The sequence below is a fragment of the Streptomyces sp. NPDC030820 genome (genome assembly GCF_055572075.1).
This window is the reverse complement of record NZ_JBVIEB010000013.1, coordinates 267,754-292,141: the sequence shown is the minus strand read 5'-3', so window position 1 is coordinate 292,141 and position 24,388 is coordinate 267,754. Positions and strand designations below refer to the sequence as shown.

The 24,388-nt window shown below is 69.7% G+C and carries 18 protein-coding genes and 2 pseudogenes; 13 read left to right on the top strand and 7 right to left on the bottom strand.

All coding sequences use genetic code 11. The annotated features are described in order from the left end of the window. Positions 1-34: 34 nt before the first annotated feature. Both ACZ418_RS32595 and ACZ418_RS32590 read right to left on the bottom strand, forming a co-directional pair. Positions 35-1,078 carry an acetylxylan esterase gene (locus ACZ418_RS32595; RefSeq protein ID WP_468370251.1) on the bottom strand — a complete coding sequence of 348 codons (1,044 nt, stop codon included), beginning with the start codon at positions 1,076-1,078 and terminating at the stop codon, positions 35-37. 143 nt (positions 1,079-1,221) lie between these two features. Then, complete coding sequence (locus ACZ418_RS32590; protein ID WP_468370249.1) at positions 1,222-4,077, bottom strand: glycoside hydrolase family 3 C-terminal domain-containing protein; 2,856 nt, start codon at positions 4,075-4,077, stop codon at positions 1,222-1,224. Between the two features lie 278 nt (positions 4,078-4,355). Between ACZ418_RS32590 and ACZ418_RS32585 the strand changes: the two genes are divergently transcribed. From ACZ418_RS32585 to ACZ418_RS32545, 9 genes and pseudogenes are all read left to right on the top strand, one after another. Next, positions 4,356-5,969, top strand: a complete 1,614-nt coding sequence (locus tag ACZ418_RS32585) for a type 2 periplasmic-binding domain-containing protein (RefSeq protein WP_468370247.1) — start codon at positions 4,356-4,358, stop codon at positions 5,967-5,969. Further along, on the top strand, positions 5,924-6,913 hold the full coding sequence (locus ACZ418_RS32580) for an ABC transporter permease (RefSeq protein WP_468370245.1): 990 nt from the start codon (positions 5,924-5,926) through the stop codon (positions 6,911-6,913). Before ACZ418_RS32585 ends, ACZ418_RS32580 begins: the two co-directional genes overlap by 46 nt. Further along, positions 6,910-7,884 carry a carbohydrate ABC transporter permease gene (locus tag ACZ418_RS32575; protein WP_468370242.1) on the top strand — a complete coding sequence of 325 codons (975 nt, stop codon included), beginning with the start codon at positions 6,910-6,912 and terminating at the stop codon, positions 7,882-7,884. The genes ACZ418_RS32580 and ACZ418_RS32575 overlap by 4 nt, the downstream gene beginning before the upstream one ends. Positions 7,885-7,980: 96 nt before the next feature. After that, complete coding sequence (locus tag ACZ418_RS32570) at positions 7,981-9,009, top strand: LacI family DNA-binding transcriptional regulator (protein WP_468370239.1); 1,029 nt, start codon at positions 7,981-7,983, stop codon at positions 9,007-9,009. A 27-nt stretch (positions 9,010-9,036) separates the two neighbouring features. Then, on the top strand, positions 9,037-11,022 hold the full coding sequence (locus ACZ418_RS32565; RefSeq protein ID WP_468370237.1) for a beta-galactosidase: 1,986 nt from the start codon (positions 9,037-9,039) through the stop codon (positions 11,020-11,022). Between the two features lie 34 nt (positions 11,023-11,056). After that, positions 11,057-13,197, top strand: a pseudogene (locus tag ACZ418_RS32560) (glycoside hydrolase family 36 protein). 170 nt (positions 13,198-13,367) lie between these two features. Continuing rightward, entirely contained in the window at positions 13,368-15,137 is a 1,770-nt protein-coding gene (locus ACZ418_RS32555) for a cellulose binding domain-containing protein (RefSeq protein ID WP_468370234.1), read from the top strand. A gap of 84 nt (positions 15,138-15,221) precedes the next feature. Further along, on the top strand, positions 15,222-16,733 hold the full coding sequence (locus ACZ418_RS32550) for a glycoside hydrolase family 43 protein (protein WP_468370231.1): 1,512 nt from the start codon (positions 15,222-15,224) through the stop codon (positions 16,731-16,733). A gap of 48 nt (positions 16,734-16,781) precedes the next feature. Beyond that, positions 16,782-18,533, top strand: coding sequence for a cellulase family glycosylhydrolase (locus ACZ418_RS32545; protein ID WP_468370228.1), 1,752 nt, complete (start codon positions 16,782-16,784; stop codon positions 18,531-18,533). Between the two features lie 296 nt (positions 18,534-18,829). Here ACZ418_RS32545 and ACZ418_RS32540 read toward each other — a convergent pair whose 3' ends face one another. After that, positions 18,830-19,129, bottom strand: a complete 300-nt coding sequence (locus ACZ418_RS32540) for a hypothetical protein (RefSeq protein WP_468370308.1) — start codon at positions 19,127-19,129, stop codon at positions 18,830-18,832. Between the two features lie 159 nt (positions 19,130-19,288). Between ACZ418_RS32540 and ACZ418_RS32535 the strand changes: the two genes are divergently transcribed. Beyond that, positions 19,289-19,447, top strand: a complete 159-nt coding sequence (locus ACZ418_RS32535; protein ID WP_468370226.1) for a hypothetical protein — start codon at positions 19,289-19,291, stop codon at positions 19,445-19,447. 285 nt (positions 19,448-19,732) lie between these two features. Here the strand turns inward: ACZ418_RS32535 and ACZ418_RS32530 are convergent, their stop codons facing one another. Together ACZ418_RS32530 and ACZ418_RS32525 are read right to left on the bottom strand one after the other, a co-directional pair. Beyond that, positions 19,733-20,320 carry a histidine phosphatase family protein gene (locus ACZ418_RS32530; protein WP_468370224.1) on the bottom strand — a complete coding sequence of 196 codons (588 nt, stop codon included), beginning with the start codon at positions 20,318-20,320 and terminating at the stop codon, positions 19,733-19,735. Positions 20,321-20,429: 109 nt separating this feature from the next. Continuing rightward, a complete protein-coding gene (locus ACZ418_RS32525; protein ID WP_468370222.1) occupies positions 20,430-21,713 on the bottom strand; it encodes a phosphatase PAP2 family protein in 1,284 nt (427 codons plus the stop codon). Positions 21,714-21,887: 174 nt separating this feature from the next. On the opposite strand from ACZ418_RS32525, the gene ACZ418_RS32520 reads away from it, so the two are divergent. Together ACZ418_RS32520 and ACZ418_RS32515 are read left to right on the top strand one after the other, a co-directional pair. Next, positions 21,888-22,184 (top strand): hypothetical protein, encoded by a 297-nt coding sequence (locus ACZ418_RS32520; protein ID WP_468370220.1) that lies wholly within the window; start codon positions 21,888-21,890, stop codon positions 22,182-22,184. Between the two features lie 332 nt (positions 22,185-22,516). Continuing rightward, complete coding sequence (locus ACZ418_RS32515) at positions 22,517-22,672, top strand: DUF6131 family protein (RefSeq protein ID WP_468370218.1); 156 nt, start codon at positions 22,517-22,519, stop codon at positions 22,670-22,672. A gap of 233 nt (positions 22,673-22,905) precedes the next feature. On the opposite strand, the pseudogene ACZ418_RS32510 reads toward ACZ418_RS32515, so the two are convergent. Next, positions 22,906-23,129 (bottom strand): annotated as a pseudogene (locus tag ACZ418_RS32510) (IS5/IS1182 family transposase); the annotation flags it as partial. Positions 23,130-23,143: 14 nt separating this feature from the next. Between ACZ418_RS32510 and ACZ418_RS32505 the strand changes: the two are divergent. Continuing rightward, a complete protein-coding gene (locus tag ACZ418_RS32505; protein WP_468370215.1) occupies positions 23,144-23,740 on the top strand; it encodes an IS630 family transposase in 597 nt (198 codons plus the stop codon). 62 nt (positions 23,741-23,802) lie between these two features. On the opposite strand, the gene ACZ418_RS32500 is transcribed toward ACZ418_RS32505, so the two are convergent. Then, positions 23,803-24,300: a GNAT family N-acetyltransferase gene (locus ACZ418_RS32500; RefSeq protein ID WP_468370213.1), complete on the bottom strand. Its 498-nt coding sequence runs from the start codon at positions 24,298-24,300 to the stop codon at positions 23,803-23,805. Positions 24,301-24,388 lie beyond the last annotated feature (88 nt).

The following is a 24,388-nucleotide window of genomic DNA, read 5'->3' as shown; positions in this document are numbered from 1 at the left end:
TGTTCTCTCGGTGATTGGTGATCGGGAACGGCGGTCACAGCTCCGGTGCCAGCCCGCGGTCACGCAGCCAGGACAGCTGGACGGGCGGGTTGGAGCCGCAGCCGCCGGCGTGGTCGGCGAAGGGCCAGACGGTCATGGTGCGGTCCCCGCCCGCGTAGTGGTTGAAGGCCGCGTAGACCGTCCGGGGCGGGCAGATCGGGTCCATCAGGCCGACGCTGAACAGGGCAGGTGCGGTGGCCCGCTGGGCGAAGTGGACGCCGTCGAAGTTGTCGAGGGTGGCGAAGGTCGGCTGCAAGCGGTGCCGACTGTGCCAGCGCAGATACTTGACAAGCTCCTGGTACGGCCCATCCAGGGACATCTGCGCGCCCTGGAGGTAGTGGCACAGGAACGGGACGTCCGGCATCACCGCGGCCACCCGGTCCCCGGTGAGCCCGGCGACGGCGAGGGCCAGGCCGCCGCCCTGGCTGCCGCCGGCCACCACGATCCGGTTGGCATCGAGACCGGGCAGCTCTGCGACGGCGTCCACGGCGCGCACACAGTCGGTCATCAGCCGCCGGTAGTAGTAGTTCTCCGGGGAGTCGATGCCGCGGGTCATGAAGCCCTCGACCCACTGGGTGCCGTCGCCCATGGTGTGGTCCGGGGTGTCGTGGCCCTGTCCCCGGCTGTCCACGACGAGCTGGGCGTAGCCGACGGCAGACCAGAACAGGTGCTCGGTTGGTAGTCCGCGGCCGCCGCAGTAGCCCATGTACGTGACGACGACCGGCAGCGGGCCCTCCACGCCGCGCGGGCGCAGCAGCCAGGCGGCCACCGGCTCGCCGTTCCAGCCGGGGAACCGTACGTCATCGACCTCGACGGTGCGCAGTCCGTACTGCGCAGTGACGAGTTCGGCCTTGACCACCCCACCGTGCGAGCGGGCCTCGGCGAGGGTGCGCCGCCAGAACTCGTCGAAATCCTGCGGAATGGTCGACTCGGGCTGATAGCCGGCGAGTTCGTCGAGTCCGAAGTCGGCGAGCGGCATGGGGGATTCCTCCGGGTGTTGCGAGGACGAGGTGAGGTGGTGGGGCGTCAGCAGCGACATGGGGGCCGCCTCCGGGCGGTGGGTGACGGGGTCGGAACGGATGCGGCAGCGGGCGGGTCTTCCGGCGCGCAGGCCGGGCAGGGGTGGGAGGGCGGTCCACCCCCCCCGTGGGCGGACCACCGGTCTGTGGGGGTGGGGGGGCCTCAGCCGGCCCCGCCGAAGCGGAAGGCGGTCAGCCGGAAGTCGCCGTGCAGGGTCAGGCTCAGGTCGTGCACGCCGTGGAGCGGGGCGGCGAGCTCGGCGGTGGTGCTGGTCCAGGCGTAGCGGTCGCCGGTCACGGGCACCTCGATCGCGGCCAGCACCCGGCCGCCGGAGCGGACCTCGAGCCGCGCCCCGCCCGTGCCGGCGCCCTCGCGGGCGGTCTCGACCTCGATCGCGCGGGCGCCGGAGAGGTCGACCTCGCGGAAGAGGAGCCTCGCGGGCCGTGCGGGATCGGTGGGCGTGACGGCGTCGCCGTCGGAGCGGGTGGCGTCGACGATGACGGCGTCCTCGTAGTCGTCGAACTCGGCGGCCAGGATCCGGTGTTCGACGCCCGGCCGGGGTGCGGCGGGCGTCCCGGTCACGGTGAGCGGCGCGATGAGCACGGGGTGGTCGGCGCTGCGGGCGACGATCACCTCGTAGCGGCCGGGGTCGACGGCGAAGTCCCCGGTGGCGACGGACCAGTGGGCGAGCTGCTCGGCCGACAGCCGGAAGGTCAGCTCGCGGCTCTCCCCCGGCTCCAGCCGGACCTTGCGGAAGTCGGCCAGGCGCAGCCGGGGTGCCTCGTAACGGGCCTCCAGGGCGCGGACGTAGACCTGGACCACCTCGCTGCCGGGCCGCGCTCCGCCGTTCTCCAGGGTCACGGTGGCCTCGACCGAGCCGTCCTGGCCGATCGACGGCTGCGACAGGCGCAGGTCGCGGTGGGCGAAGTCGGTGTAGGACAGCCCGTGGCCGAAGGGGTAGAGGGGTACGGAGCGGTGGTACTGGTAGGTCCAGCCGGCCTTGATGATGTCGTAGTCGAGCGGTGCGGGCAGCGGGTCGTCGCCCCGGTACCAGGTCTGCGGCAGGCGGCCGGCGGGCTCGGCCTCGCCGAGCAGCACGGCGGCCAGCGCGTTGCCGGTCTCCTGCCCGCCGTGGGAGGTCCACACCACGGCGGGCAGGTGTTCGTCGGCCCAGTCGAGGGCGTAGGGGTAGCTGCTCATCACGACCAGGGCGGTGTCCGGGCGGACGGCCGCGACGGCGCGCAGCAGTTCCTCCTGCCCCTCGGGCAGGTCGATGTCCGCGCGGTCCTCGGTCTCGCGGCCGTTGATCATCGGGTGGTTGCCGAGGACGACCACGGCGACATCCGCCGTTTCGGCGGCCGCCCGCGCCTCGGCGATGCCGTCGCGCACCAACTCGCGCTGCCAGTGTTCGGCCTCCTCCGCGGTCTCGGCGGTGAGGGTGACCCGGCCGCCGGTCGGGTCCACGGCGGCGTAGCGTCCGGTGAACACGGAGCGCAGCAGCACGGTGTCGGGGCCGGCCGGTTCGAGCCGGAAGGTCTCCTTGACGAACCAGCTCTTGATGGTGTCCTGGTCGGCGGCCAGGACGTCGTCGTCCTGAAGGCTCAGGTAGCGGCCGGTGTCGGCGGCGCGCAGCGTGGCGGCACCGCCACCCCAGTCGGTCAGGTCGAAGGCGGTTTTGCCGAGCAGTTCGCCCGTGCTGCGCGAGCGCAGGGCGATCCGGTCGGAGCCCTCCACCGGGACGATCTCGCCGCCGTGGGCGCCGAGGGCCGCGGCGAGGCCGCCTGCGATACTCACCCGGTACGGCATGGTGCCGCTGTACCAGTCCTCGAAGAGGGTGTCGGCAAGCGGGCCGATGACGGCGATCCGCGGTGTGCGGGCCGGATCCAGCGGCAGCAGGCCGTCGTTCTTGAGCAGCACCGTCGACTCGGTCGCGGCCCTGCGGGCCAGGGCGCGGTGCTCGGGGCTGTCGATCACCTCGGGGCCGGTGCCCGCATACGGGTCCAGTTCGGGGTCGAACTCGCCCAGGCGGAAGCGCAGTTCGAGCTGGCGGCGAACGGCGCGGTCCACGTCGGCCTCGTCGATCAGGCCGCGCTCGAGCGCCTCGCGCAGCCGGCCGACCGGGGTCCCGCTGTCCTCACCGTGGTCGGTGAAGCTGTCGATGCCGGCCTTGAGCGCGGCCGCATGGGACTCGGCGTGGTCGTCGAAGTAGTGCTCCGGGTCGACCAGGTTGGAGGGGGCCTCGGCGTCGCTGACCACGAACAGCTCGTGGCCGGTCGGCTCGGCCCAGCGGCGCAGTTCCGCCTCGATGAGCGGACTGACGTGGCAGGGGCGGCCGTTGACCAGGTTGTAGGCGGCCATCGCACCGGTCGCGGCGCCGGAGGCGACGACGGGCCGGAAGGCGGCCAGGTCGTACTCCTGGAGCACGCGCGGGCGCAGTCCGGAGGAGGTGGTGCAGCGGTCGTCCTCGTTGTTGTAGGCGAGGAAGTGCTTGAGCACCGGGGCAGAACGCAGGTAAGTCGGGTGGTCGCCGGAGAGCCCGTTGCAGAACGCCTCGCCGACCCGCGCGGTGTGCACCGGGTCCTCGGAGTAGCCCTCCTCGTTGCGCCCCCAGCGCGGGTCGCGCAGCAGGTTGAGCACGGGGGCCCAGGCCTGCAGCGAGTTGGCTCCGCGCTCCGGGCTGCCGACCGCCGGCGGGCGGTGGTAGTGGAAGGCCCGCAGCTCGGTCGAGACCGCCTCGGCGACCTCGCGCACCAGGTCCTCGTCCCAGCTGGCGCCGAGTCCGACGGCCTGCGGGAAGACGGTCGCCTCACCCAGCCAGGACACCCCGTGCAGGGCCTCGCTGCCGGTGCGGAACGCGGCGACGCCGAGGCGCGGGACGGCAGGCGCGTACTGGTGCAGCATCGCGATCCGCTCGTCGAGCGTCAGCCGGTCGAGCAGGTCGTCGACGCGCTGGCGCAGTGGCAGCGCGGGATTGCGGAAGTCGGGCAGGCCGGCTGCGTACACGGGCACGGAACTCACGTGGAATACCCCTCGGGCGGACTGGGCTCGGCGGTGTGATCGAAGCGCTTCGACGCTGGCATGCTCCGACGAGAGTGTCAACTCCCCAAGGTCAGTGGATTTTGCATTTGTTCAGCCTCTTGCCGAACCAGGTAACGCGTCGTTAGTGTCCCCGAAATATTCAAGCGCTTCGACGCTTCGACCGCGCTTCGACGGAGAGGGGCCACGCCACCATGAGATCCGGCTTGAACCGCAGGAGCTTCCTGAGTACCGCCGCCACAGTCGCGGGAGCCGCCGCGATGGCGCCCCTGCTGTCCGCCTGCGGCGGCAGCACGCAACACAAGACCGGTGCGAACACCGCGCAGGGCCTGAAGGCGGCCCTGCCCACCTACGTGCCCAGCACCGTCATCAAGCCGGACATCCCCTCCGTCGCAGGCGGCGACGGCACGGCGACGGACCCCGGCTTCCTCTCCTACCCGGCCTCCCCGGTCGCCAGCGTCTCCGGCGTTCCGGGCAAGGGCGGCAGCTACTCGGCCGTGACGCCGCTGTGGGGAACCGTTCCGCCGGCCGGCAACTCCTTCTACCGAGCAGTGAACAAGGCCCTGGGTGTCAACCTCACGATCAAGCCGGCCGACGGCACCCACTACGACACCATCGTTCCGACGATGACCGCCGCCAAGAAGCTGCCGGACTGGATCAACCTGCCGTCCTGGTGGAACAACAACTTCAACACCGGCGAGCTGATCGGCACCCAGCTCGCGGACCTGACCCCGTACCTGTCAGGCGACAAGGTCAAGAAGTACCCCAACCTGGCCGCCATCCCCTCCGGCGCCTGGCAGATGGGGGTCTGGGGCGACAAGCTCTACGGGATCCCCTGCTTCTCCACCAGCTTCTGCATCCCCGGCGCCACCTTCTACCGCCGGGACGTCCTCGATGCCCGGGGCATCACGGCCGACCAGGTGAAGTCCGCCGACGACCTGATGAACCTCGGCAAGGAGCTGACCGACGCCAAGAGGGGCGTGTGGGCCTTCGACGACGTGTGGACCTACCTCTTCACGGCCTGGGGCGCTCCCCAGAACTGGAAGGTCGACAACGGCAAGCTGGTGCACAAGTACGAGACCCAGGAGTTCCTGGAGGCCCTCGACTGGCACCACCGCCTGGCCACCTCCGGCTACATACACCCGGACGCCCTCGCCGGTGACGTCGCCAACGGAGCTACCCGCTTCTACAGCGGAAAGGTACTCATCGCGGGTGGCGGAGGAGGCGCCTGGAATCTGGCCGACCACCAGTCCGGCGTCGCCGCGGACCCGAACTACCGACGCGGCGCCTTCAACGCCCTCACCGGCGACGGCAAGGGCACGCCCGTGATCTGGATGGGCACCGCCGCCAGCATGATCAGCTACCTCAACGCCGATCTGAAGCCCGCTCAGATCGAGGAACTGCTCTCCGTCGCGAACTACCTCGCCGCTCCCTACGGCACGGCCGAGTACACCCTGGTCAACTTCGGTGTCGAGGGCGTGCACCACAAGCGCGTCAACGGCGTGCCGACCTTCACGAACGAGGGCAAGAAGGACGTCCAGGCGACGACCTACCCGTTCCTGGCCGCTCCCCCCTCCGTGATCAGCAATCCGGGGGGCGACATAGTCACCAAGGACTACGCGGCCTGGCAGGCCGCCAACGTCAAGCGCCTCGCCAAGCCGGCCTTCTGGGGCATGAACTTCACCATGCCGCAGGCGATCGCCTCGGCCGCAGCCGCACAGGCTGTCGAGGACACCATCAAGGACTGCTACCACGGCAAGAAGAAGGTCTCCGACGTGCAGGACACCATCGCCAGCTGGCGGTCCGGCCCCGGGGAGCGGCTCAAGCGATGGATGACCGACAAAGTCCTCGACAAGTACGGCACCGGCCAGTGAGCACCGCAGCACCGAAACGCCCGGCCGGCCCCGCGCGGCTCAACTGGCGGATCAGGCTGAGGCGCGACAAGTCGCTCCTGCTGATGACGGTACCCGCGGTCCTCCTGCTCCTGGTGTTCAACTACGTCCCGCTGTTCGGCATCCTCACCGCCTTCCAGGAGTACGACCCGCTGGTCGGGGTCTGGCACAGCGACTGGGTCGGCTTCGACCAGTTCCGGCAGTTGTTCGACGACCCGATGTTCTGGGCCTCGATGAAGAACACGCTGTACCTGAGTTTCGTCCAGCTGGTCCTCTTCTTCCCGGTCCCGATCGCCCTGGCCCTGCTGCTCAACTCCGTGGTGAGCGAGCGGATCCGCAACATCTTCCAGTCCGTCGTCTACCTGCCGCACTTCTTCTCGTGGGTGCTCGCGATCACGATCTTCCAGCAGATGCTGGGCGGGGCCGGCGTGCTCAACCAGTTCCTGCGCCAGCACGACATCGGGACCTGGGACATCATGACCAACCCGCACACCTTCGCGCTGCTGGTCACCTCCCAGGTGATCTGGAAGGAGGCGGGCTGGGGGATCATCGTCTTCCTCGCGGCGCTGAGCGCGATCAACAGCGAGCTGTACGAGGCCGCGGCGGCGGACGGCGCGGGCCGGTTCCGGCGGATGTGGCACATCACGCTGCCGGGCCTGCGCGGCGTGATCGTGCTGATGCTGGTCCTGCGCCTGGGCAACGCGCTGTCGGTGGGCTTCGAGCAGTTCCTGATCCAGCGTGACGCCGTCGGCCACGAGGCCGCGGACGTCCTGGACACCTTCTCCTTCTACTACGGCATCGCCACCGGCGGCTACAGCTACGGCGCGGCGGCCGGGCTCTTCAAGAGCGTGGTCTCCCTCCTGCTCATCTGGGGCGCCAACCGGCTGGCGCACGCCTTCGGCGAGGACGGGCTGTATCGCAGATGACCAACGCACTCAGCATCGGTTCGCGGCGCGAGCAGCGCCGCACGGCGGCAGCAGCCGCACGCCGCCGGGCCCGCTCCGCCCGCCCACCCTGGGAGGAGCCGCCAACCGCCGTCGGCCAGGCCGCCAAGGGGCTCACGCTCGGCGCGACGCTCGCCGTCATCCTGGTCCCGCTGTGGATCATCGTGGTGACCAGCTTCTCCACCCCCGGCGCCGTCAACCGGGCCGGCGGCCTGGTGATCTGGCCGGACGGCCTGACCACCGAGACGTACCGCCAGATGCTCAGCGACCCGACGGTCGTCACCGCGCTGATGGTGAGCCTGGGCATCACCGCGGTCGGCACCGCGATCTCCATGGCCGTCTCCATCCTGTGCGCCTACGGCCTCTCCCGGCCGCGCTCCCTCGGGCACCGCTTCGTCCTGCTGCTGCTGATCACCACGATGTTCGTCAGCGGCGGCCTGATCCCGAGCTTCCTGGTCGTCACCGGACTCGGCGGGTACGACCAGTGGTGGGCGCTGATCCTGCCCAGCGCCGTCTCCGTCTTCAACATCCTGGTGCTGCGCGCCTTCTACCAGGAGACCTCCTCCGAACTGATCGACGCGGCCCGCATGGACGGCGCAGGGGACTGGCGGATCCTGTGGTCCGTCGTCCTGCCCACCTCACGCGCCGTCACCGCCGTCACCGCGCTGTTCTACGCCGTGGGCTACTGGAACGCGTTCTTCAACGTGATGCTCTATATGCCGACGGACAGTCAGAAGTGGCCGCTGCAATACGTGTTGCTCACCTACGTCAACCGGGGCAACGGCCTGCCGGGCTCCGTCAACTCCGGCTTCGGCACGACCCACGCGCAGACCGCGCCACTGTCGCTGCAGATGGCGGTCGTGGTCCTCACCCTGGTACCCCTGCTGATCGTCTACCCGTTCGTGCAGAAGCACCTGCGCACCGGCGTCCTCACCGGCGCGATCAAGGGCTGAGCCCGGGGCTCCCGCAGACCGGGAGCGGTCCCGCGCGCCCCTCCCCAGCCGCGTGACAGGGACCGCTCCCCAGAACCGACAGAAGGAAGCAGAACGATGGTGACACTCGCCGATGTGGCCAGGCACGCCGGCGTCTCGTCCAGCACGGTCAGCTACGCACTGAGCGGCAAGCGCCCGATCTCCGACGAGACCAGGACCCGCATCGAGCAGGCCGTCACGGACCTCGGCTACCACCCCAACGCGGGTGCCCGGGCTCTTGCGGGCAAGCGCTCCCACATCATCGCCCTGGTGGTGCCGCTCCACCCCGAAGTGCACGTACCCACCATGATGGAGATCGCCATCGCCGCCACCGTGGCCGCCCGCGAACACGGCTACGACGTTCTGCTGCTCACCAACGACGAAGGGCCCGAGGGCATCCGCCGGGTCGCCACCACCGGACTCGCCGACGGGGTCATCCTGATGGACGTCCGGCTGGACGACGACCGGATCCCGGTCCTGCAGGCCGAGGAGATCCCGGCCGCCCTCATCGGCCTGCCCGACGACCCCGCCGGACTCTCCTGCGTCGACCACGACTTCGCCACTGCGGGCGCCCTGTGCGCCGACCACCTGGCCGACCTCGGCCACCGCGACGTCGCCTTCATCGGCTACAGCAGCGGCGTCTACCGCCGCCACGCCGGCTACGCCGAGCGAACCCTGAACGGATTCCGCCAACGCGCCGAGCAACGTGGCCTGCGCGTCCTCCACCGGCCGTGCGAGGGCACGTACGAGAGCACCGCGGGCACCCTGGCCCGCATCTTCGCGGACCGCCCGGACACCACGGGGCTCGTCGTGCAGCACGAGGCCGCGATCGGCCCGCTGCTCGGCCTGCTGCGCGCCGGCGGACGGACCGTGCCGGAGGACGCCTCCGTGCTCGCCATCTGCCCCGACCCGCTGGCGGAGCAGCACTCCCCCCGGCTCACCTCGGTGACCAGTCCCAAGAAGGACCTCGGGCAGGTCGCCGTCGACCAGGTCATGGCGAGGATCGCCGCGACCGGCGCGGGCGACCAGCCGGAGGATCAACTCCTTTTGATGCCACCGGAGCTGGTGGTCCGCGAAAGCACCGCCCCGGCATCGCATCGCCGTTGACACCACGACCAGAAGGACGGTTCCCCGATGGACATCCGCCGGCTCACCGACCGCCTCGGCGGGCTCGCCTTCGGCGGGGACTACAACCCCGAGCAGTGGGACGCGGAGGTGTGGAAGGAGGACGACGCGCTGATGCGCCGGGCCCGGGTCAACCTCGCCACCGTCGGCGTGTTCTCCTGGGCCCTGATGGAGCCCGAGGAGGGACGGTACGACTTCGCCTGGCTCGACGCCCACCTCGACCGCCTCCACGCGGCCGGCGTCGCCGTCGACCTGGCCACCCCCACCGCCTCCCCGCCGCCCTGGTTCACCCTCGCCCACCCGGACGCCCTGCCGGTCCGCCCCGACGGCGCCCGCCTGACCCACGGCAGCCGGGACACCTACTGCCTCACCGCCCCCGCCTACCGCCGGGCCGCCCGCCGCATCGCCACCGCCCTCGCCGAACGCTACGGCGACCACCCGGCGCTCGCCCTGTGGCACGTCCACAACGAGTACGTGACCCTCTGCCTGTGCGACCACACCGCCGCCGCCTTCCGGGTCTGGCTGCGCGCCCGCCATGGCTCCCTCGACGTCCTCAACGAGGCCTGGGGCACCGCCTTCTGGAGCCAGAACTACACCTCGTGGGAGCAGATCCTCCCGCCCCGAGCCAGCCAGTGGCACCACAACCCCGGCCAGACGCTGGACTTCAGCCGCTTCTGGTCCGACGAGACCCTCGCCGCCTACCGCGAGCAGCGCGACGCGATCCGCGCCCACAGCGACCGCCCCGTCACCACCAACCTCATGCTGCCCGGCTACCAGAACCTGGACCTGTGGGCCTTCGGCCGCGAGGTCGACGTGGTCTCCGTCAACCACTACCCCAGCGCACCCGGCGTCGACGCCGCCGCCCAGGCCGCCTTCGACGCCGACCGGGCCCGCTCGATCGCCGGCGGCGCCCCCTGGCTGCTGATGGAACAGGGCACCAACACCGTCTACGCCGGCGGCCGCGTCCTCGCCAAGGAGCCGGGGGACATCCTGCGCCACTCGCTCGCCCACATCGCCCGCGGCTCGGAGGGCGCGCTGTTCTTCCAGTGGCGCCAGTCCCGGGCCGGCGCCGAGCAGTGGCACTCGGCGATGGTCCCGCACGCCGGGCCGGACAGCCGCACCTTCCGGGAGGTCACGGCGGCCGGAGAGGCCGTCGCCCGGCTCGGCGAACTCGCCGGCTCCACCGTCCGGGCCGAGGTCGCCGTCCTGCACGACTCGGACGCCTGGTGGGCCATGCGCGTCGACGGGCTCCCGTCGTCCGAGCTCGACTACCTCGCCGCGCTGCACCGCGCCCACCGGGCGCTCTGGGACACCGGCCGGACGGTCGACTTCGCCCACCCCGAGCACGACCTGAGCCGCTACCGGCTGGTCCTCGCCCCCGCCCTGTTCCTGCTCACCGACGCGGGCGCCGAGAACCTGCGTCGCTACGTCGCCGCCGGCGGCACCCTACTCGTCCAGCACTTCAGCGGCATGGTCGACGAGCGCCTGCACTCCCGGCTCGGCGGCTACCCGGCCGCCCCGCTGCGCGAGGCGCTCGGCATCCGGATCGAGGAGTACCGCCCACTGCGCCAGGACGAGCAGATCACGCTCTCCGACGGCTCGACGGCCACCTCCTGGAGCGAATCCCTGCGCACCGAGGGCGCCGAGGCGCTCGCCGCCTACACCCACGGCATGCTCGCCGGCAGCCCGGCACTCACCCGCCACGACTTCGGCTCCGGCCACGGCTGGTACCTCTCCACCCACCTCGACGAATCCGGCTACGCCGCCCTGGTCGGCCGACTGCTCACGGAGGCCAGGGTCGCCCCGGAGCTTCCGGGCCTGCCGACGGGCGTCGAAGCCGTCACCCGGCACGCCCCGGACGGCCGCGGCTGGCACCTGCTGCTCAACCACCGCGCCGAGGCCGTACCGCTGCCCCGGCCGGGCCATGACCTGCTCACGGACGGGCCGCTGAGCGAGCTGGCGCCCGGCGGCTGCGCGGTCCTGCGCGCGCACTGACCTCCCGCCGCGTCTCCCCATCGAGGAAGGCATCATGACCGACCCGCACGAGACGATCCGCTGGGGCCACGACGCCCTGGAGCTGGAGATCTCCCTGGGCGAGCCGGGCCCGCCCCGCCTGGTCCGCCTCGGCGCACCCGGCGAGAAGACCAACACTCCGCGCCCCGGCGCACCGCTGCCGCTGGTGGAGGTGACGACCGCAGGCCTCGGCCGCCACTGGTCGGGCCGGCACCTCATCAACTCCGTCCTCGGTGCGCGGCTGCGCCACCGCTCCCACCGCGCGAGCCGGGACGGCGACTGGCACGTGCTCACCGTCGAACTCCACGAGCCGGAGACCGGTCTGACCGCCGAGGCGGTCTACCGGTCGATGGACGGCCTGCCGGTGCTGCGCAGTGAAGTCCTGCTGCGCAACGAAGGGGGGCAGACGCTGCACCTGGAGTCGGTCAGCTCGCTCGTGGCGGGCTGCCTGACCGGGGGCGACCCAGCGGCCCTGGACAACGCCGAGCTGCTGTGGGCGGAGAACGAGTGGTTCGCCGAATGCCGCTGGCAGCGCCAGCCGTTGCGGGTGTCCTCGCCCGAGCGGAGCGGCCGCTTCCACACCACCTCCGGCCGCAGCACCCGCGTCGTGGCCGGGCAGGGCGTGTGGTCCAGTTGCGGCCACCTGCCGATGGGCGGCCTGACGGACCGTGAGTCCGGCCGCACCTGGCTGTGGCAGCTCGAGCACAACGGCGGCGGCTGGCGCTGGGAGTGCGGCGTGCGTGACGACACTGCGTACGCGGCACTGTACGGCCCTGACGACGCCGACCACGGCTGGCGCCACCCGCTCGAACCCGGCGCCGAGTTCCGCACCGTGCCGGTGGCTCTGGCGTTCTGCGCGGATGGCGGGCCCGACGGTGCCTTCGCCGCCCTCACCCACTACCGCCGCGCCACTCGCCGGCCGCACCCCGACCACCGCCGCCTGCCGGTCATCTTCAACGATTACATGAACTGCCTGATGGGCGACCCGACCACGGCCAAGCTGCTGCCCCTGGTCGACGCCGCCGCCGAGGCCGGCGCGGAGTACTTCGTCATCGACGCCGGCTGGTACGACGACGGCGACAACTGGTGGCCATCTGTCGGGGCTTGGGAGCCGTCGACCTCGCGCTTCCCCGGGCCGAAGGGGATCCACGAAGTCCTGGACCGCATCCGGGAGCGGGGCATGGTCCCCGGCCTGTGGCTGGAGCCGGAGGCGGTCGGGGTGAACAGCCCGGTCGCCAGGTCCCTGCCGGAGGAGGCGTTCTTCCGCCGCGACGGTCGGCGCGTGGAGGAGGGCGGCGGCCGGTACCACCTGGACCTACGTCACCCGGCCGCCCGTGCCCACCTGGACGGTGTGGTGGACCGCCTGGTCGGGGAGTGGGGCATCGGCTACCTGAAGCTCGACCACAACACCGACCCGGGCTCCGGAACCAGCAGCCACCCGGGAGAGGCCCCGGCGGCCGGCCTGCTCGGCCACAACCGGGCCCAACTCGACTGGTTGGACGGCATCCTGGACCGATTCCCGGACCTGGTGATCGAGAACTGCGCCTCCGGCGGCATGCGGATGGACCACGCCCTGCTCTCCCGGCTCCAGCTGCAGTCCACCAGCGACCAGCAGGACCTGCTGCGCTACCACCCATCGCGGCGGCGGCCCCCACCGCCGTCACCCCCGAGCAGGGCGCCGTCTGGGCGTACCCGCTGCCCGAGGACTCCCCCGACGAAGTCGCCCTCACCATGGCCAACGCGCTCCTCGGCCGCATCCACCTCTCCGGCCGGCTCACCAAACTCACCTCTGAGGCACGTGACTTGGTTCACGAAGCGCTGGCCGCCCACAAGGCGATCCGCGCCGACCTGCCGCAAGCGCTGCCCGCCTGGCCGCTCGGGCTTCCGGGCTGGGAGGACCCGTGGATCGCCCTGGCACTGCACACCCCGGCCACCACCTACGTCACCGCCTGGCGTCGCCACGGCGCGGAGGCCATCCGGGATCTCGACCTGCCCCACCTGGTCGGTGCCGACGTCCGCGTCGAAGTGCTCTACCCGTCGTCCAGCCAGGCCGCCACCGTCTGGCACCCGGACACCGCCGGACTCACCCTGACCCTGCCGGCGGCCCCGTCCGCCGTCCTGCTCCGCCTCACCAGGACTTCTCCCGAAGGAAGTTGATCGTGCGCCGTGCGACCGCGCGCGCCCCACCGCGCCGGCCCGCATCCGTGCGGAACACACTTCGCGTCCGGGCCCGACCCCAAGCAACCCGCCGGGCTCCACCGTCCAGCTCGCGGGAGTTCGATCCCCCACCCGAACACCACGCACCCCCCACCCCCTGGAGGGACGCAATGAAATCACCCGCCCACACCTGTCGTGAACGCGCCATAGCCGCCGCTGCGGCCCTCGCGCTCGCCGTCACCGGCGCGATCGCCGCCGTCGCACCGCCCGCCACCGCCGCTAACTCCGTGTCGGTGTCGGTCGACGCCGCCCTGCAGCTCGCCACCGTCCCCGCCACCGGCGTCGGCGTCAACATCCCGGTCTACGACGCCAGCATGAACTCCGCCGCCACCCCCGGCCTGCTCAGCACGGCCGGTATCAACACCGTCCGTTACCCCGGCGGCAGCCACTCCGACGTCTACCACTGGCGGACCGGCACCGCCGACGCCGGTGCGTACGTCGCCCCGAACACCGGCTTCGACGCCTTCATGGGCACCGTGCGTGCCGCCGGAGCGCAGCCGATCATCACCGCCAACTACGGCTCCGGCACGCCGCAGGAGGCCGCCGCCTGGGTCCAGTACGCCAACGTCACCAAGGGCTACGGGGTCAAGTACTGGGAGGTCGGCAACGAGGTCTACGGCAACGGCGAGTACAGCAACGGCAGCGGATGGGAGTACGACACCCACAGCAGCCACAGCGCCACCACCTACGCCGACAACCTGCTGCAGTACATCTCGGCGATGAAGGCGGCCGACCCGAGCATCAAGATCGGCGCCGTGCTGACCACCCCCGGCTACTGGCCGGACGGCATCGTCGGCCCGGGCGACACCATGGACTGGAACCACACCGTCCTGTCGATCGCCGGCTCAAAGATCGACTTCGCCATCGTGCACGCCTACCCCACCAGCACCAGCCCGGCCGACCTGCTCACCAAACCGCAGGCCCAGAACCCGAACATCGCCGGCACCGTGCGCTCGCTGATCAACCAGTACGCCGGATCCAACGCCCCGAACGTCGGCATCGCGGTGACCGAGGCAAACGCCCAGGCCTACCTGGACACCTCCCCGAACGGATTGTTCGCGCCGGACAACTACCTCACCTGGCTGGAGAACGGCGCGTTCAACGTGGACTGGTGGGACCTGCGCAACGGCACCGACTGCAGCAAGGTGACCACCGTCGAGGGCGCCACCGACTACAACGACGGCGGCATGGTCTCCAGCGGCGCCTCCTGCGAGCCGCCCGTCAACACGCCCTTCCCCGCCTACTACGGCATCCAGATGATCAGCAGGCTGGGCGCGCCCGGCGACACCCTGGTCAAGGCCGCCAGCTCGTCCTCGCTGCTCTCCGCGCACGCCGTCCGCCGCGCCAACGGCGACGTGGACGTCATGCTGATCAACAGGGACCCGAACAACGACGCCACGGTGAACCTCTCCTACACCGGGTTCACCCCTTCCTCCGCCACCCCGACCGTCCACTCCTACCTCAAGAACGCCCACTCGATCGGCACGGCCCAGAGCGGCAGCCCGACCACCCAGACCGTGCCCGCCTACAGCATCACGGTCGTGCAGATGCACCCGACCAGCGCGGCCTGCCGGGTCGTCTACAACAAGAACGAGTGGCCGGGCGTCATGGTCGGCTCCGTGACGGTCGTCAACAACAGCCTCGGCCAGGTCAACGGCTGGTCCCTCGGCTTCAACTTCCCCGGCGACAACAGCATCACCAACAGCTGGAACGCCTCGGTGTCGCAGAGCGGCCCGAGCATCAACGCCAAGAACGTGTCCTACGACGCCGCCGTCCCGCAGGGCGGGAGCGTCCAGTGGGGCTTCAGAGCCACCTGGTCCGGCAGCGACGCCGATCCGTCCGCCTTCTGGTTCAACGGCGCCTCCTGCGCGATCGGCTGAACCCGATGAGCCGGTGGTGCCCCGGACTCCCCAGGGGCCGGGGCACCACCCCCCGAACACAGACCTCCGAAAGGAAACGACCACGTGTCAGACCAGTCCCAGCCCGCCGGCACCGTCCCCAACCCGGTGATTCCCGGCTTCCACCCCGACCCCAGCGTCTGCCGCGTGGGCGACGACTACTACCTCGTCTGCTCCAGCTTCGAGTACTTCCCCGGCATCCCGGTCTTCCACGGCCGCGACCTGGTGAACTGGACGCAGATCGGCAACGCCCTGGACCGGCCGAGCCAGCTGCGCCTCCCGCGCGACATGCCCTCCTCCGGAGGGATCTACGCACCGACGCTGCGCCACCACGACGGCCGCTTCTGGCTGATCGTCACCAACGTCGGCGACGGCGGGAACATGCTCTTCACCGCCATCGACCCGGCCGGTCCGTGGTCCGACCCTGTCCGGCTGCCCGGAGTCCCCGGGATCGACCCGGACCTCGCCTGGGACGAGGACGGCACCTGCTGGTGCACCGTCGCCGGCGTCTCCCAGGTCCGCATCGACCCGACCACCGGCGAGACCCTCGGCGAACCGTACCGGATCTGGTCCGGCACCCCCGGCGCCCTGGCCCCCGAGGCCCCTCACCTCTACCGTATCGGCGGGTACTGGTACCTGATGATCGCCGAGGGCGGCACGGAGCGCGGCCACGGCGTGTCCATCGCCCGCGGCCTCACGCCCTCCGGCCCGTTCGAGCCGTGCCCGGCCAACCCGGTCCTGACCCACCGCAGCACCGCCCGCCCGATCCAGAACACCGGGCACGCCGATCTCGTCCAGGCGCCCGACGGCTCCTGGTGGATGGTGCTGCTCGGCGTACGGCCGCGCGGCGGCACCCCCGGCTGGCACGTGCTCGGCCGGGAGACCTTCCTCGCCCCGGTCGAGTGGGTGGACGGCTGGCCGGTCGTCGGCGAGGTCACCCCCGAACTGCCCACCCCCGCCTGGCCGCTGCACCCCGCGCCCGCCGTACCGACCCGGGACGACTTCGACCAGGCCGAGCTGCATCCCCGGTGGATCTCGCTGCGCGAGCGGCCGGAGCGCCTGTGCACCACGAAGGAACGATCCGGCTGGCTGACCCTGCACGCTGCGGGTGCCTCCTTGGACGAGAACGACGCGGTCTTCGTCGGCCGGCGCCAGCAGCACCTCGCCTGCCGGGCCCGCACCCTGGTCGACGCCACCGACGGCCGCGGCGGCCTCGCCGTCCGCCTGGACGAGGAGCACCACTACGAGATCGAGGCGGCCGGCGGCGAGGTGAGGGTGCTCGCCCGGATCGGCTCGCTGCGCACCGAGGTCGCCGCTCGTCCGGTGGCCGCCGGCGCGGTGGTCCTCGGTGTCGAGATCGCTCCGCTGCCCCCGAGCGGCGCGAGGACCGGGCCCGACACGCTCTCCTTCGGCATCGAGGAGCCGGACGGCACCTTCACCGCACTCGCCGCGCTCGACGGCCGCTACCTGTCCACCGAGGTGGCCGGCGGGTTCACCGGCCGGGTCATCGGCATGTACGCCGCTACCGGAACCGTCCACTTCGACCGGTTCGACTACGAGCCCCTCCCGCTCCCCTGACCAACCCGTCAGGGGATCCCCCACCCGTTCACACGAAAGGGACACGCCGTGAATGACGCACCGCATACCGCGCGACCGCGCCACCGCCGACTCCACCGGACGGCCGGCCTCGTGGTGGCCCTGTTCACCGCGGGCAGCCTCGCCTGCGGCACGGCCACCGCCGCACCGGCCGACCAGCCCCGGTCCGCAGCCGAGGCGGCAGGGGCCCGGGTTCCGCACGACCCGATGGCCGCCGTGGCGCAGATGCAGCCCAGCTGGAACCTCGGCAACACCCTGGACGCCATCCCCGACGAGACCTCCTGGGGCAACCCGCTCACCACCAAGGCGACCTTCGACGGCCTGAGGGCCCGGGGCTTCCGGAGCGTCCGCATCCCCGTCACCTGGTTCCCCCACCAGTCCGACACCGCCCCCTACACCATCGACCCGGTGTGGATGAAGCGGGTCAAGCAGGTGGTCGACCTGGCGCTGGCGGACGGCCTTTACGTCGAGATCAACGTCCACCACGACTCGTGGAAGTGGATCGAGAACATGTCCACCGACCACGACACCATCATGGCGCGGTTCAACTCGACCTGGCAGCAGATCGCCACCGCCTTCAAGGACGAGCCACGCACGCTGCTCATGGAGAGCATCAACGAGCCGCAGTTCTCCAACGCGACCGACGCCCAGAAGACCCAGTACCTGCGAGAGCTCAACACCTCGTTCCACAGCATCGTCCGCAACTCCGGCGGGCGGAACAAGGACCGCCTGCTCGTCCTGCCCTCGGAGGAGACCAACTCCGCCCAGCACTGGCTCGACGACCTGTCGACGACGATCAACTCGCTGCACGACCGCAACCTGGTGGCGACCGTGCACTACTACAGCTTCTATCCGTTCAGCGTGAACATCGCCAACGGCACGACCTTCGACGCCAGGACCCAGAAGGACCTGACCGACGGCTTCGCCCGGGTGCACGACACCCTCGTCGCCAAGGGCATCCCCGTCTACCTCGGCGAATACGGCCTGCTCACCTCGCCCTACTCCGGCGTCGTCGAGCGCGGGGAGATGCTGAAGTACTTCGAGGCGGTCAACTACGAGGCCCGGGCCAATGGCATGACCAGCGCGGTCTGGGACGCCGAAAACGACTTCCTGAACCGCTCCACCATGCAGTGGCGGGACCCCGAGCTGGCAGCCCTGATCAAGTCGTCCTGGACCACCCGTTCGGGCACCGCCTCCACCGACAACATCTTCCTGCCGAAGTCCGCCCCCATCACGGCACAGACCATCACCCTGAACCGCAACGGCCTCACCTTCACCGGGCTCTGGCAGGGCGACCGCCAGCTGGTCCCCTCCCGCGACTACACCCTCGACGGCGACCAGCTGACACTGACCGCGGACGCCCTCACCCGGCTCGCCGGCGACCGCACCCACGGCGTCGACGCCACACTCCAGGTCCGGTACTCCGCCGGAGTCCCCTGGCAGCTCAACGTGCGCTCGTACGACAAGCCGGTGCTCTCCGACGCCAACGGAACCGCCGACGGGCTCACCATCCCGACCCAGTTCAACGGTGACCTGATGGCCAACGTGGAGTCCACCTACGCCGACGGCACCGCCGCCGGCCCGGCCTCCTGGACCACGTTCCAGTCGTTCGCCAACTACGGCCCCGACTACAGCGCCAACACCACGACCGTCAAAGCCGACTTCCTCAACTCACTCAAGGACGGCGCTCCGGTGACGCTCACCTTCCACTTCTGGTCCGGCGCCACCGTCACGTACCACGTGACCAAGTCCGGCACCACGGTGACCGGCACCGCCTCCTGACCGCATTCCTCCCTCGCCCCGGCTGGAGCCCTCCGCAGCCGGGGCTACGGGAACACCCTGTCGCTCCTGCGCCTGCTGCCGATGAGCGACCAGGACAAAGACATCGAGATCCTTGCCCGGCGGCACCAACTGCTCGTACTGCAACGCCAGGTCAGCAAGCCCACGTTCACAGACAACGACCGCGCTGTCCTCGCCGGCCTGCTCCACCATCTGCCGAGGCAGAAGCTGGGGTCTGTCAAACGAACGGCCATGTCTCACATTCGGTGGTGACGGAGGGTTGCCTGGGTCGTCGACACTCATGTACGCGATGTCAACGAGCGTGTGCATATGGTGTTTTCAGGTCTTTCGCCGCTGGTCATCGAGGACGTGACCGCCGAGGGCGAGCGGATTCTGGTGAATGCACGGACGTCGGCGAACACGGTGCCGTGCCCGGGCTGCGGGGCGTCGGCCGCCTCGATGTCCACGTCGCGGTCGCAGCGTCGCATGCCGCTGCCCGCTCCAGTGATCTCGCGGTCGGGGCCCAGCGCGGCTTCCAACGCGTCCTCGACGTCATCGCGATCGATCGGCAGATCGACGAGGACGATCTCAACGAACATCGTGACACTCCCCTCCAACCCGGCGAACGATACGGGTCAGATCACTGGCCACGAGCTATTTGAACGTGTTCAAATAATGGTGCGTGATCGGAGAGAAGACTGCCGATGCACGCCGGGCGGGTGACAAGAGGGGGGGCAGGCATGGGTTCAGGTGTGGGTGTGATCGTCTTCGCCGTCTTGGTCGTCTGGCCAATCCTCATGGCGGCATTCGGCCTCTTTGTCGGGTCAAGGACATCCTGGAGGATGGGCTTGCTGATGTCGGTTCCCTTGATCCTCATGCCCTACGGATTGTGGCTGTTCGGCGCGGCTACCCAGTGACTGCTGCTCCGTGAGGGAGGACTGGCCGGTGGTCGGACCTATGGCGCTCGGGGTCGCCGACCGCGACCCCGAGCGCCGTCAGCGGGAGCTACTGAACGCGAGAGCGTGAGACCAGGCGGGTCGCCTGGTGGTGACCGGTGGGTTCCGGGCCTCAGATACGTGCAAGGAGGTGGGTTGACCGATGCCGGGAGGGCCGGGCGGGAGCGCATCCGGCTGCAGGCCGTGGAACGCTTCGGGGGCGGGGAGAAGAACCCACCAACCCGGCGAACCTACGCGGTCACAGCACTAGGGGACGTTCCAGGCAGAGATGAGGGGCTGCCCGTCTTCGGTGGCCAGGAAGCTCAGCGTGCCTGGATGCGGGTGGCCGAGGAGTCGGCTGTCGGACGCGTCGAGGCCAAGCCAGCGCACGGTGAGCACACGCGCCAGATGGCCGTGGGCGACGACGGCGACGTCGCCATTGCTCAACAGCGGCCGGATCCGGTCCAGCACGGCGTCCACGCGCGCGGCCACCTGCTGGAGCTGCTCGCCGGGATGGTCGGCATCGCCGGGAACGACGCCGTCTCGCCACAGGTCCCAGCCCGGTCGCCGCTCGCGGATCTGCGCAGCTGTCAGGCCCTCGTAGCCGCCGTAGTCCCACTCCACCAGGTCGGGATCGGGTTTGACGGCGGTCAGACCGGCCAGCTCGGCCGTCCGCATGGCGCGGCTCAGCGGACTGCTGAACACGGCGACCGGTCGGCGCAAAGCCAGTCTCGGAGCGAGAGCCTTGGCCGCGGCCTCCCCCGCGTCAGTCAGTGGAACGTCGGTGCGTCCGGCGTGCCGGCCCGAGAGGCTCCACTCGGTCTGGCCGTGCCTGATCAATATCAGCTCACCCATGGCTGCGCACGCTATCTGATCACGCGACGCAGAGGGACATATTGCTCGCCATCGACTCCTTCGCCCAGCCACTCATCCGCTGCCAAGGACTTACCAAATGAGGCGGCCCCTAAACAGGTTCGGGTTGCGGTTCCGGTTGCCGCACCGGTGCAGCCTCTGGATCCCACAGTTTGGTGGTGCGTACGTAGCCGCGGACGACTGAGGTCATCGTCAGAATGAGAAGTGGTCCGAATGTCCACGGATGTTCGGCCATCTGGATCGGCAGATACCGGTATGACAGCAACAGCGCAGCGAAGACCGTTGCGCCGTAAGCGACCAGCCGGATTCCTGACCGGTCCCAGCCCTGGGCGAGCGAGCGCAGCGCTGCCTCGATCGTGAGCGCAAACACCACACCGGCAATGAGATCGGCGCCGTAGTGGTAGCCGAATCCCAGTGTTGCGCCGAGCGTGGCAATCAGCCAGAACGCGCCGGCGAAGCGCAGCAGCCGTGGGCCCTTGCGGGAATGGACGAAAATCGTGGTAGCCCACGCTGTGTGCAGGCTGGGCATGCAGTTGCGTGGGGTGATCTCGTCGAACGGTATCTGATGCGGGGTATGGATCGGCGGCGGTGTGTCCGGCCACAGGTTGGCCACCGCCCAGTGCCCGCCGTCGGCGCCGTAGGCGAAGACCGGTCCGACCACCGGGAAGATCATGTAGATGGCCGGGCCGAGGACGCCGATGGCCAGAAATGTGCGTACGAGATGGTGGCTTGGGAATCGGCGCTCGACCGCCACGTTACGCAGCTGGTACGCCGCGACGACGACTGCGGCCACCGCCAGCTGAACGTAGACGTAGTCGAGAATATGGGCGCCGATCGGACCGGAGGCTCTGACCATCTGGCCTGCCAGCCACGACGGGTTGCCCAGCGCGTGATCGGCCGTGGCCACGTACTGGTCGAACACAGCAGGGCGGGTCTTCGACGTGATCAGTAGCCAGGTATCGCCGGCCTTGCGGCCGGCCACCAACAGCAGGCCCAGCCCGACGCCTTGCAACAGCAGGACACGTTCCCGGCCCCTTCGGCGCGTCACAGCGATGACCGCACAGCCCAAAATCACCCACAACGCGCCGTTGCCGAAGGGGTGGCCATGGGTGATCTTGATGCTGAACGCCCACCGCACGAGCAAGAAGGCGATGTCGATGCCGATCGCGGCACCAGCCGCGATGAACCGTTGCCGCCAGGTGAGCACCACCATCATCAACGCCATGCTGGCGTACAGCAGAAAACCCGATTTGGGAGGCAATATCACCTCCCGCACCTGACTGGTGATGGGTCCCGGCAGGCCGTAGCGACGCGCGGCGACCTCCAGCGCGACGAGGAATCCGAGGGTCGCCACGGCCGCCGCAGCCCACAGCATCACCCGTGGCCGGCGGCACGCGGCGAACCTGGATCTGCGTCTTATTCGCGAAATCACCCGCGATGCGATAGGTATCAATTATTTGGCCGATTTATTAGATTTTGATCAAATAGGATGCCCTTCGTCCGGACAGCGCGGCTTTCCGGTGAAGGACGGGCGGTGAGGGGTAGCCTCGTGAGTTCGATCATGCTACCCGAGCCGTACAAGTGGTTTTCACCCGTTACAGGTGGCGCGAAGGCAGGCAGTGAACTAGGTGCCTGCACCTGGGGGTTGACATACCGCCACAATGTCGACGAACAGTGGTCAGTGCGCCTTTGCGGCGTCGGCGCGGTCGCGGTGCAGGTGCAGGTGCCGAAGGCAAGCACGCCGACCGACGAGGCGTACCCGCGCCGACCGCGGGCCGCGAGGCGCACGGCGACACCGAACACGGCAGCAGCGCTGATCATCGCGAAACAGCCGGCACGCTTGTGAGCCTCCGGCCCGGGCGCCGTCAGACATTGTCACGGTCGTTGCGGAGACGTCGAGGCCCGGTGATCCGCGCGCTCCCAAGGCATGCCGGTCCGCGCCTTCGATCGGTAGTCGTTTGGCTACTTCGGGTAGCAACCCGCATCGACGAATCGGGCCTGGTTCCCCGATCCATATCCGGAAATGATCCTCGTGAGCCATCCTGTCCTCTTTGCGCACGCTGAGATGCCCCGGAATACGAAGTGGGATTCCTGCGGAATCAGCTGATTTCCGGTGGCGTATCCCGTTCCAGTCCGGGCACTCGGACTATGCGAGCGATTCATCACAGGAGGCTTGCCATGATCGCCTTGGGTGTCATCCTGCTCATCATCGGTTTCGTCACAGGGATATCCATCCTGTGGACCATCGGCGTAATCCTCGTCGTCGTAGGGGCGGTGCTGTGGATCCTGGGCTCCATGGGGCACGCGGTCGCCGGCCGACGGCACTACTGGTAGACGTGGAGCCATATTTCCGGGTGCCGGGGCCGGACCTCCCGGCTCGCGTCTGAGGGACCCGGCGCAGACATAGCGAGAAGGCCATCTGCCCCGTCCGACGCCCTGCGTAAGACGCTACGAATCTGGGCTGCCGGAGCAGTGGCCGCAGCTGCGGTTGCCGGGTCCCTCAGGGATGTCCCTAAATGATCGTTCTTGCGGTCGGGGTCGTCCTGCCTTGCGACGACCGGGCGCCTACCGGCAAGCATGAGGTTGCGTATCTGGGCGTGCCGGATATCGCGTGGTGGACGCCGTCACCGCGAAGGCGGCAATCGCGCAGGATGTTCCAGGTCTTCATGCGGGCGAAGGCGTGCTGAAGGCGGGCTCTTCCCTGCTTGTGGCTCATGTTGTGGGCCTGCTTCCATGCCGGGAGCTCCTTGCCCTTGCGGCGGCGGTACAGGATGACCAGGCCGGTGCCCGGACTTCATCGCCAAGATGCACCGGGTTCTGGCCCTGTACGACAGCCCGCCGGCCGACGGGCGGGTGATATGGGTGGACGAGTTCGGACCGCTCAACCTCCAGCCACGCAAGGGCAAAGCGTGGCGTCCGATCAATAGGCCCCGGCGCCTGTGGGCCACCTACAACCGGTACGGCGGGGTGATGCACGTGCTTGCCGGCCTGGATCTGGTCACCGGCAAGATCTACTACCGGATCCGCAAGCGCAAGCGGTGGCGGGAGTTTCTCGGCCTGCTCAAGACTCTGCGAGGACGACAGCCCGGTGAGCAGGTCTACGTGGTACTGGACAACTTCTCCCCGCACCGGCATGCCGAGGTCCGTACCTGGGCTGCTGACAACCACGTCGAGTTGGTGTTCTTGCCGACCTACGGCTCGTGGCTGAACTGGATCGAGTCGCAGTTCGCGGCTCTGCGCTACTTCGCCCTCAACGGCACCGACCACCGCACTCACGACGAGCAGGACGCCGCCATCGCCGCCTACATCCGATGGCGCAACGCGCGCGCCGATCCGAAGACCCGCTTCGCCCCCGACTCACCCATCCGTACGTGGACTCAGTACCCGGCCAAGGCCGCGTGACGAGTCCGCCGGACCTGGCCCGGGCAGTACCGTCCGCACAGGCGCCAATCCGCCCTACGCCGTCACTCCGAGACGGGCATGACCAGCGTCTCCACGAAGTCGACGGCGCCTTCACGCCGGTAGAAGCGCAGGGCACCGTCGTTGCCTGCCATGACGGAGATCTTCATGACCTGGACACCCGACTCGGCGAGACGCTGGCGCGCGGCCCTGAGCAGGGCCTGCCCGACTCCGGCGCCGCGGGCCTCGTCATCGACCACGAGGGTTTCCAGGACGCCGACTTGGTCTCCCCACTGCCATGATCCCGGGGCGTGGAGGATGCGCACTACCGCATAGCCGAGTAGGTGATCTCCATCCCGAGCGACCAGTACCGCGGTGAGCGGCTCCTGCATCCATTCGAGGTACTGCCCCCGTCGCAGACGCCATGAGTCCTTGCGCGAGCGAACCGCGCCCAGAGCCGCCAGATGTGGGGCTTCCCGGCTGTGGTGGACCAAGAGCTGCCCCCACAGGCGCTCCAAACAGTCCACTTCAGAGGAAGCCAAGACGTCGATCACGGGATTCACGCCGGGAAGCGTAGCCAGCGAAGCCCCTTGGCCCCAATGAATTACCGGGTCCGAGCTGAGCCACTAGACGCACCGTCGGACGCTCGGC

Bases quoted from the DNA above. Each gene is read 5' to 3' on its own strand.
- ACZ418_RS32575 (WP_468370242.1), top strand. From the start codon at position 6,910: ATGACCAACGCACTCAGCATCGGTTCGCGGCGCGAGCAGCGCCGCACG.
- ACZ418_RS32515 (WP_468370218.1), top strand. From the start codon at position 22,517: ATGATCGCCTTGGGTGTCATCCTGCTCATCATCGGTTTCGTCACAGGG.
- ACZ418_RS32570 (WP_468370239.1), top strand. From the start codon at position 7,981: ATGGTGACACTCGCCGATGTGGCCAGGCACGCCGGCGTCTCGTCCAGC.
- ACZ418_RS32595 (WP_468370251.1), bottom strand. From the start codon at position 1,078: ATGTCGCTGCTGACGCCCCACCACCTCACCTCGTCCTCGCAACACCCG.
- ACZ418_RS32580 (WP_468370245.1), top strand. From the start codon at position 5,924: ATGGATGACCGACAAAGTCCTCGACAAGTACGGCACCGGCCAGTGAGC.
- ACZ418_RS32565 (WP_468370237.1), top strand. From the start codon at position 9,037: ATGGACATCCGCCGGCTCACCGACCGCCTCGGCGGGCTCGCCTTCGGC.
- ACZ418_RS32530 (WP_468370224.1), bottom strand. From the start codon at position 20,320: ATGGGTGAGCTGATATTGATCAGGCACGGCCAGACCGAGTGGAGCCTC.
- ACZ418_RS32525 (WP_468370222.1), bottom strand. From the start codon at position 21,713: ATGCTGTGGGCTGCGGCGGCCGTGGCGACCCTCGGATTCCTCGTCGCG.
- ACZ418_RS32555 (WP_468370234.1), top strand. From the start codon at position 13,368: ATGAAATCACCCGCCCACACCTGTCGTGAACGCGCCATAGCCGCCGCT.
- ACZ418_RS32505 (WP_468370215.1), top strand. From the start codon at position 23,144: ATGCACCGGGTTCTGGCCCTGTACGACAGCCCGCCGGCCGACGGGCGG.
- ACZ418_RS32540 (WP_468370308.1), bottom strand. From the start codon at position 19,129: ATGTTCGTTGAGATCGTCCTCGTCGATCTGCCGATCGATCGCGATGAC.
- ACZ418_RS32585 (WP_468370247.1), top strand. From the start codon at position 4,356: ATGGCGCCCCTGCTGTCCGCCTGCGGCGGCAGCACGCAACACAAGACC.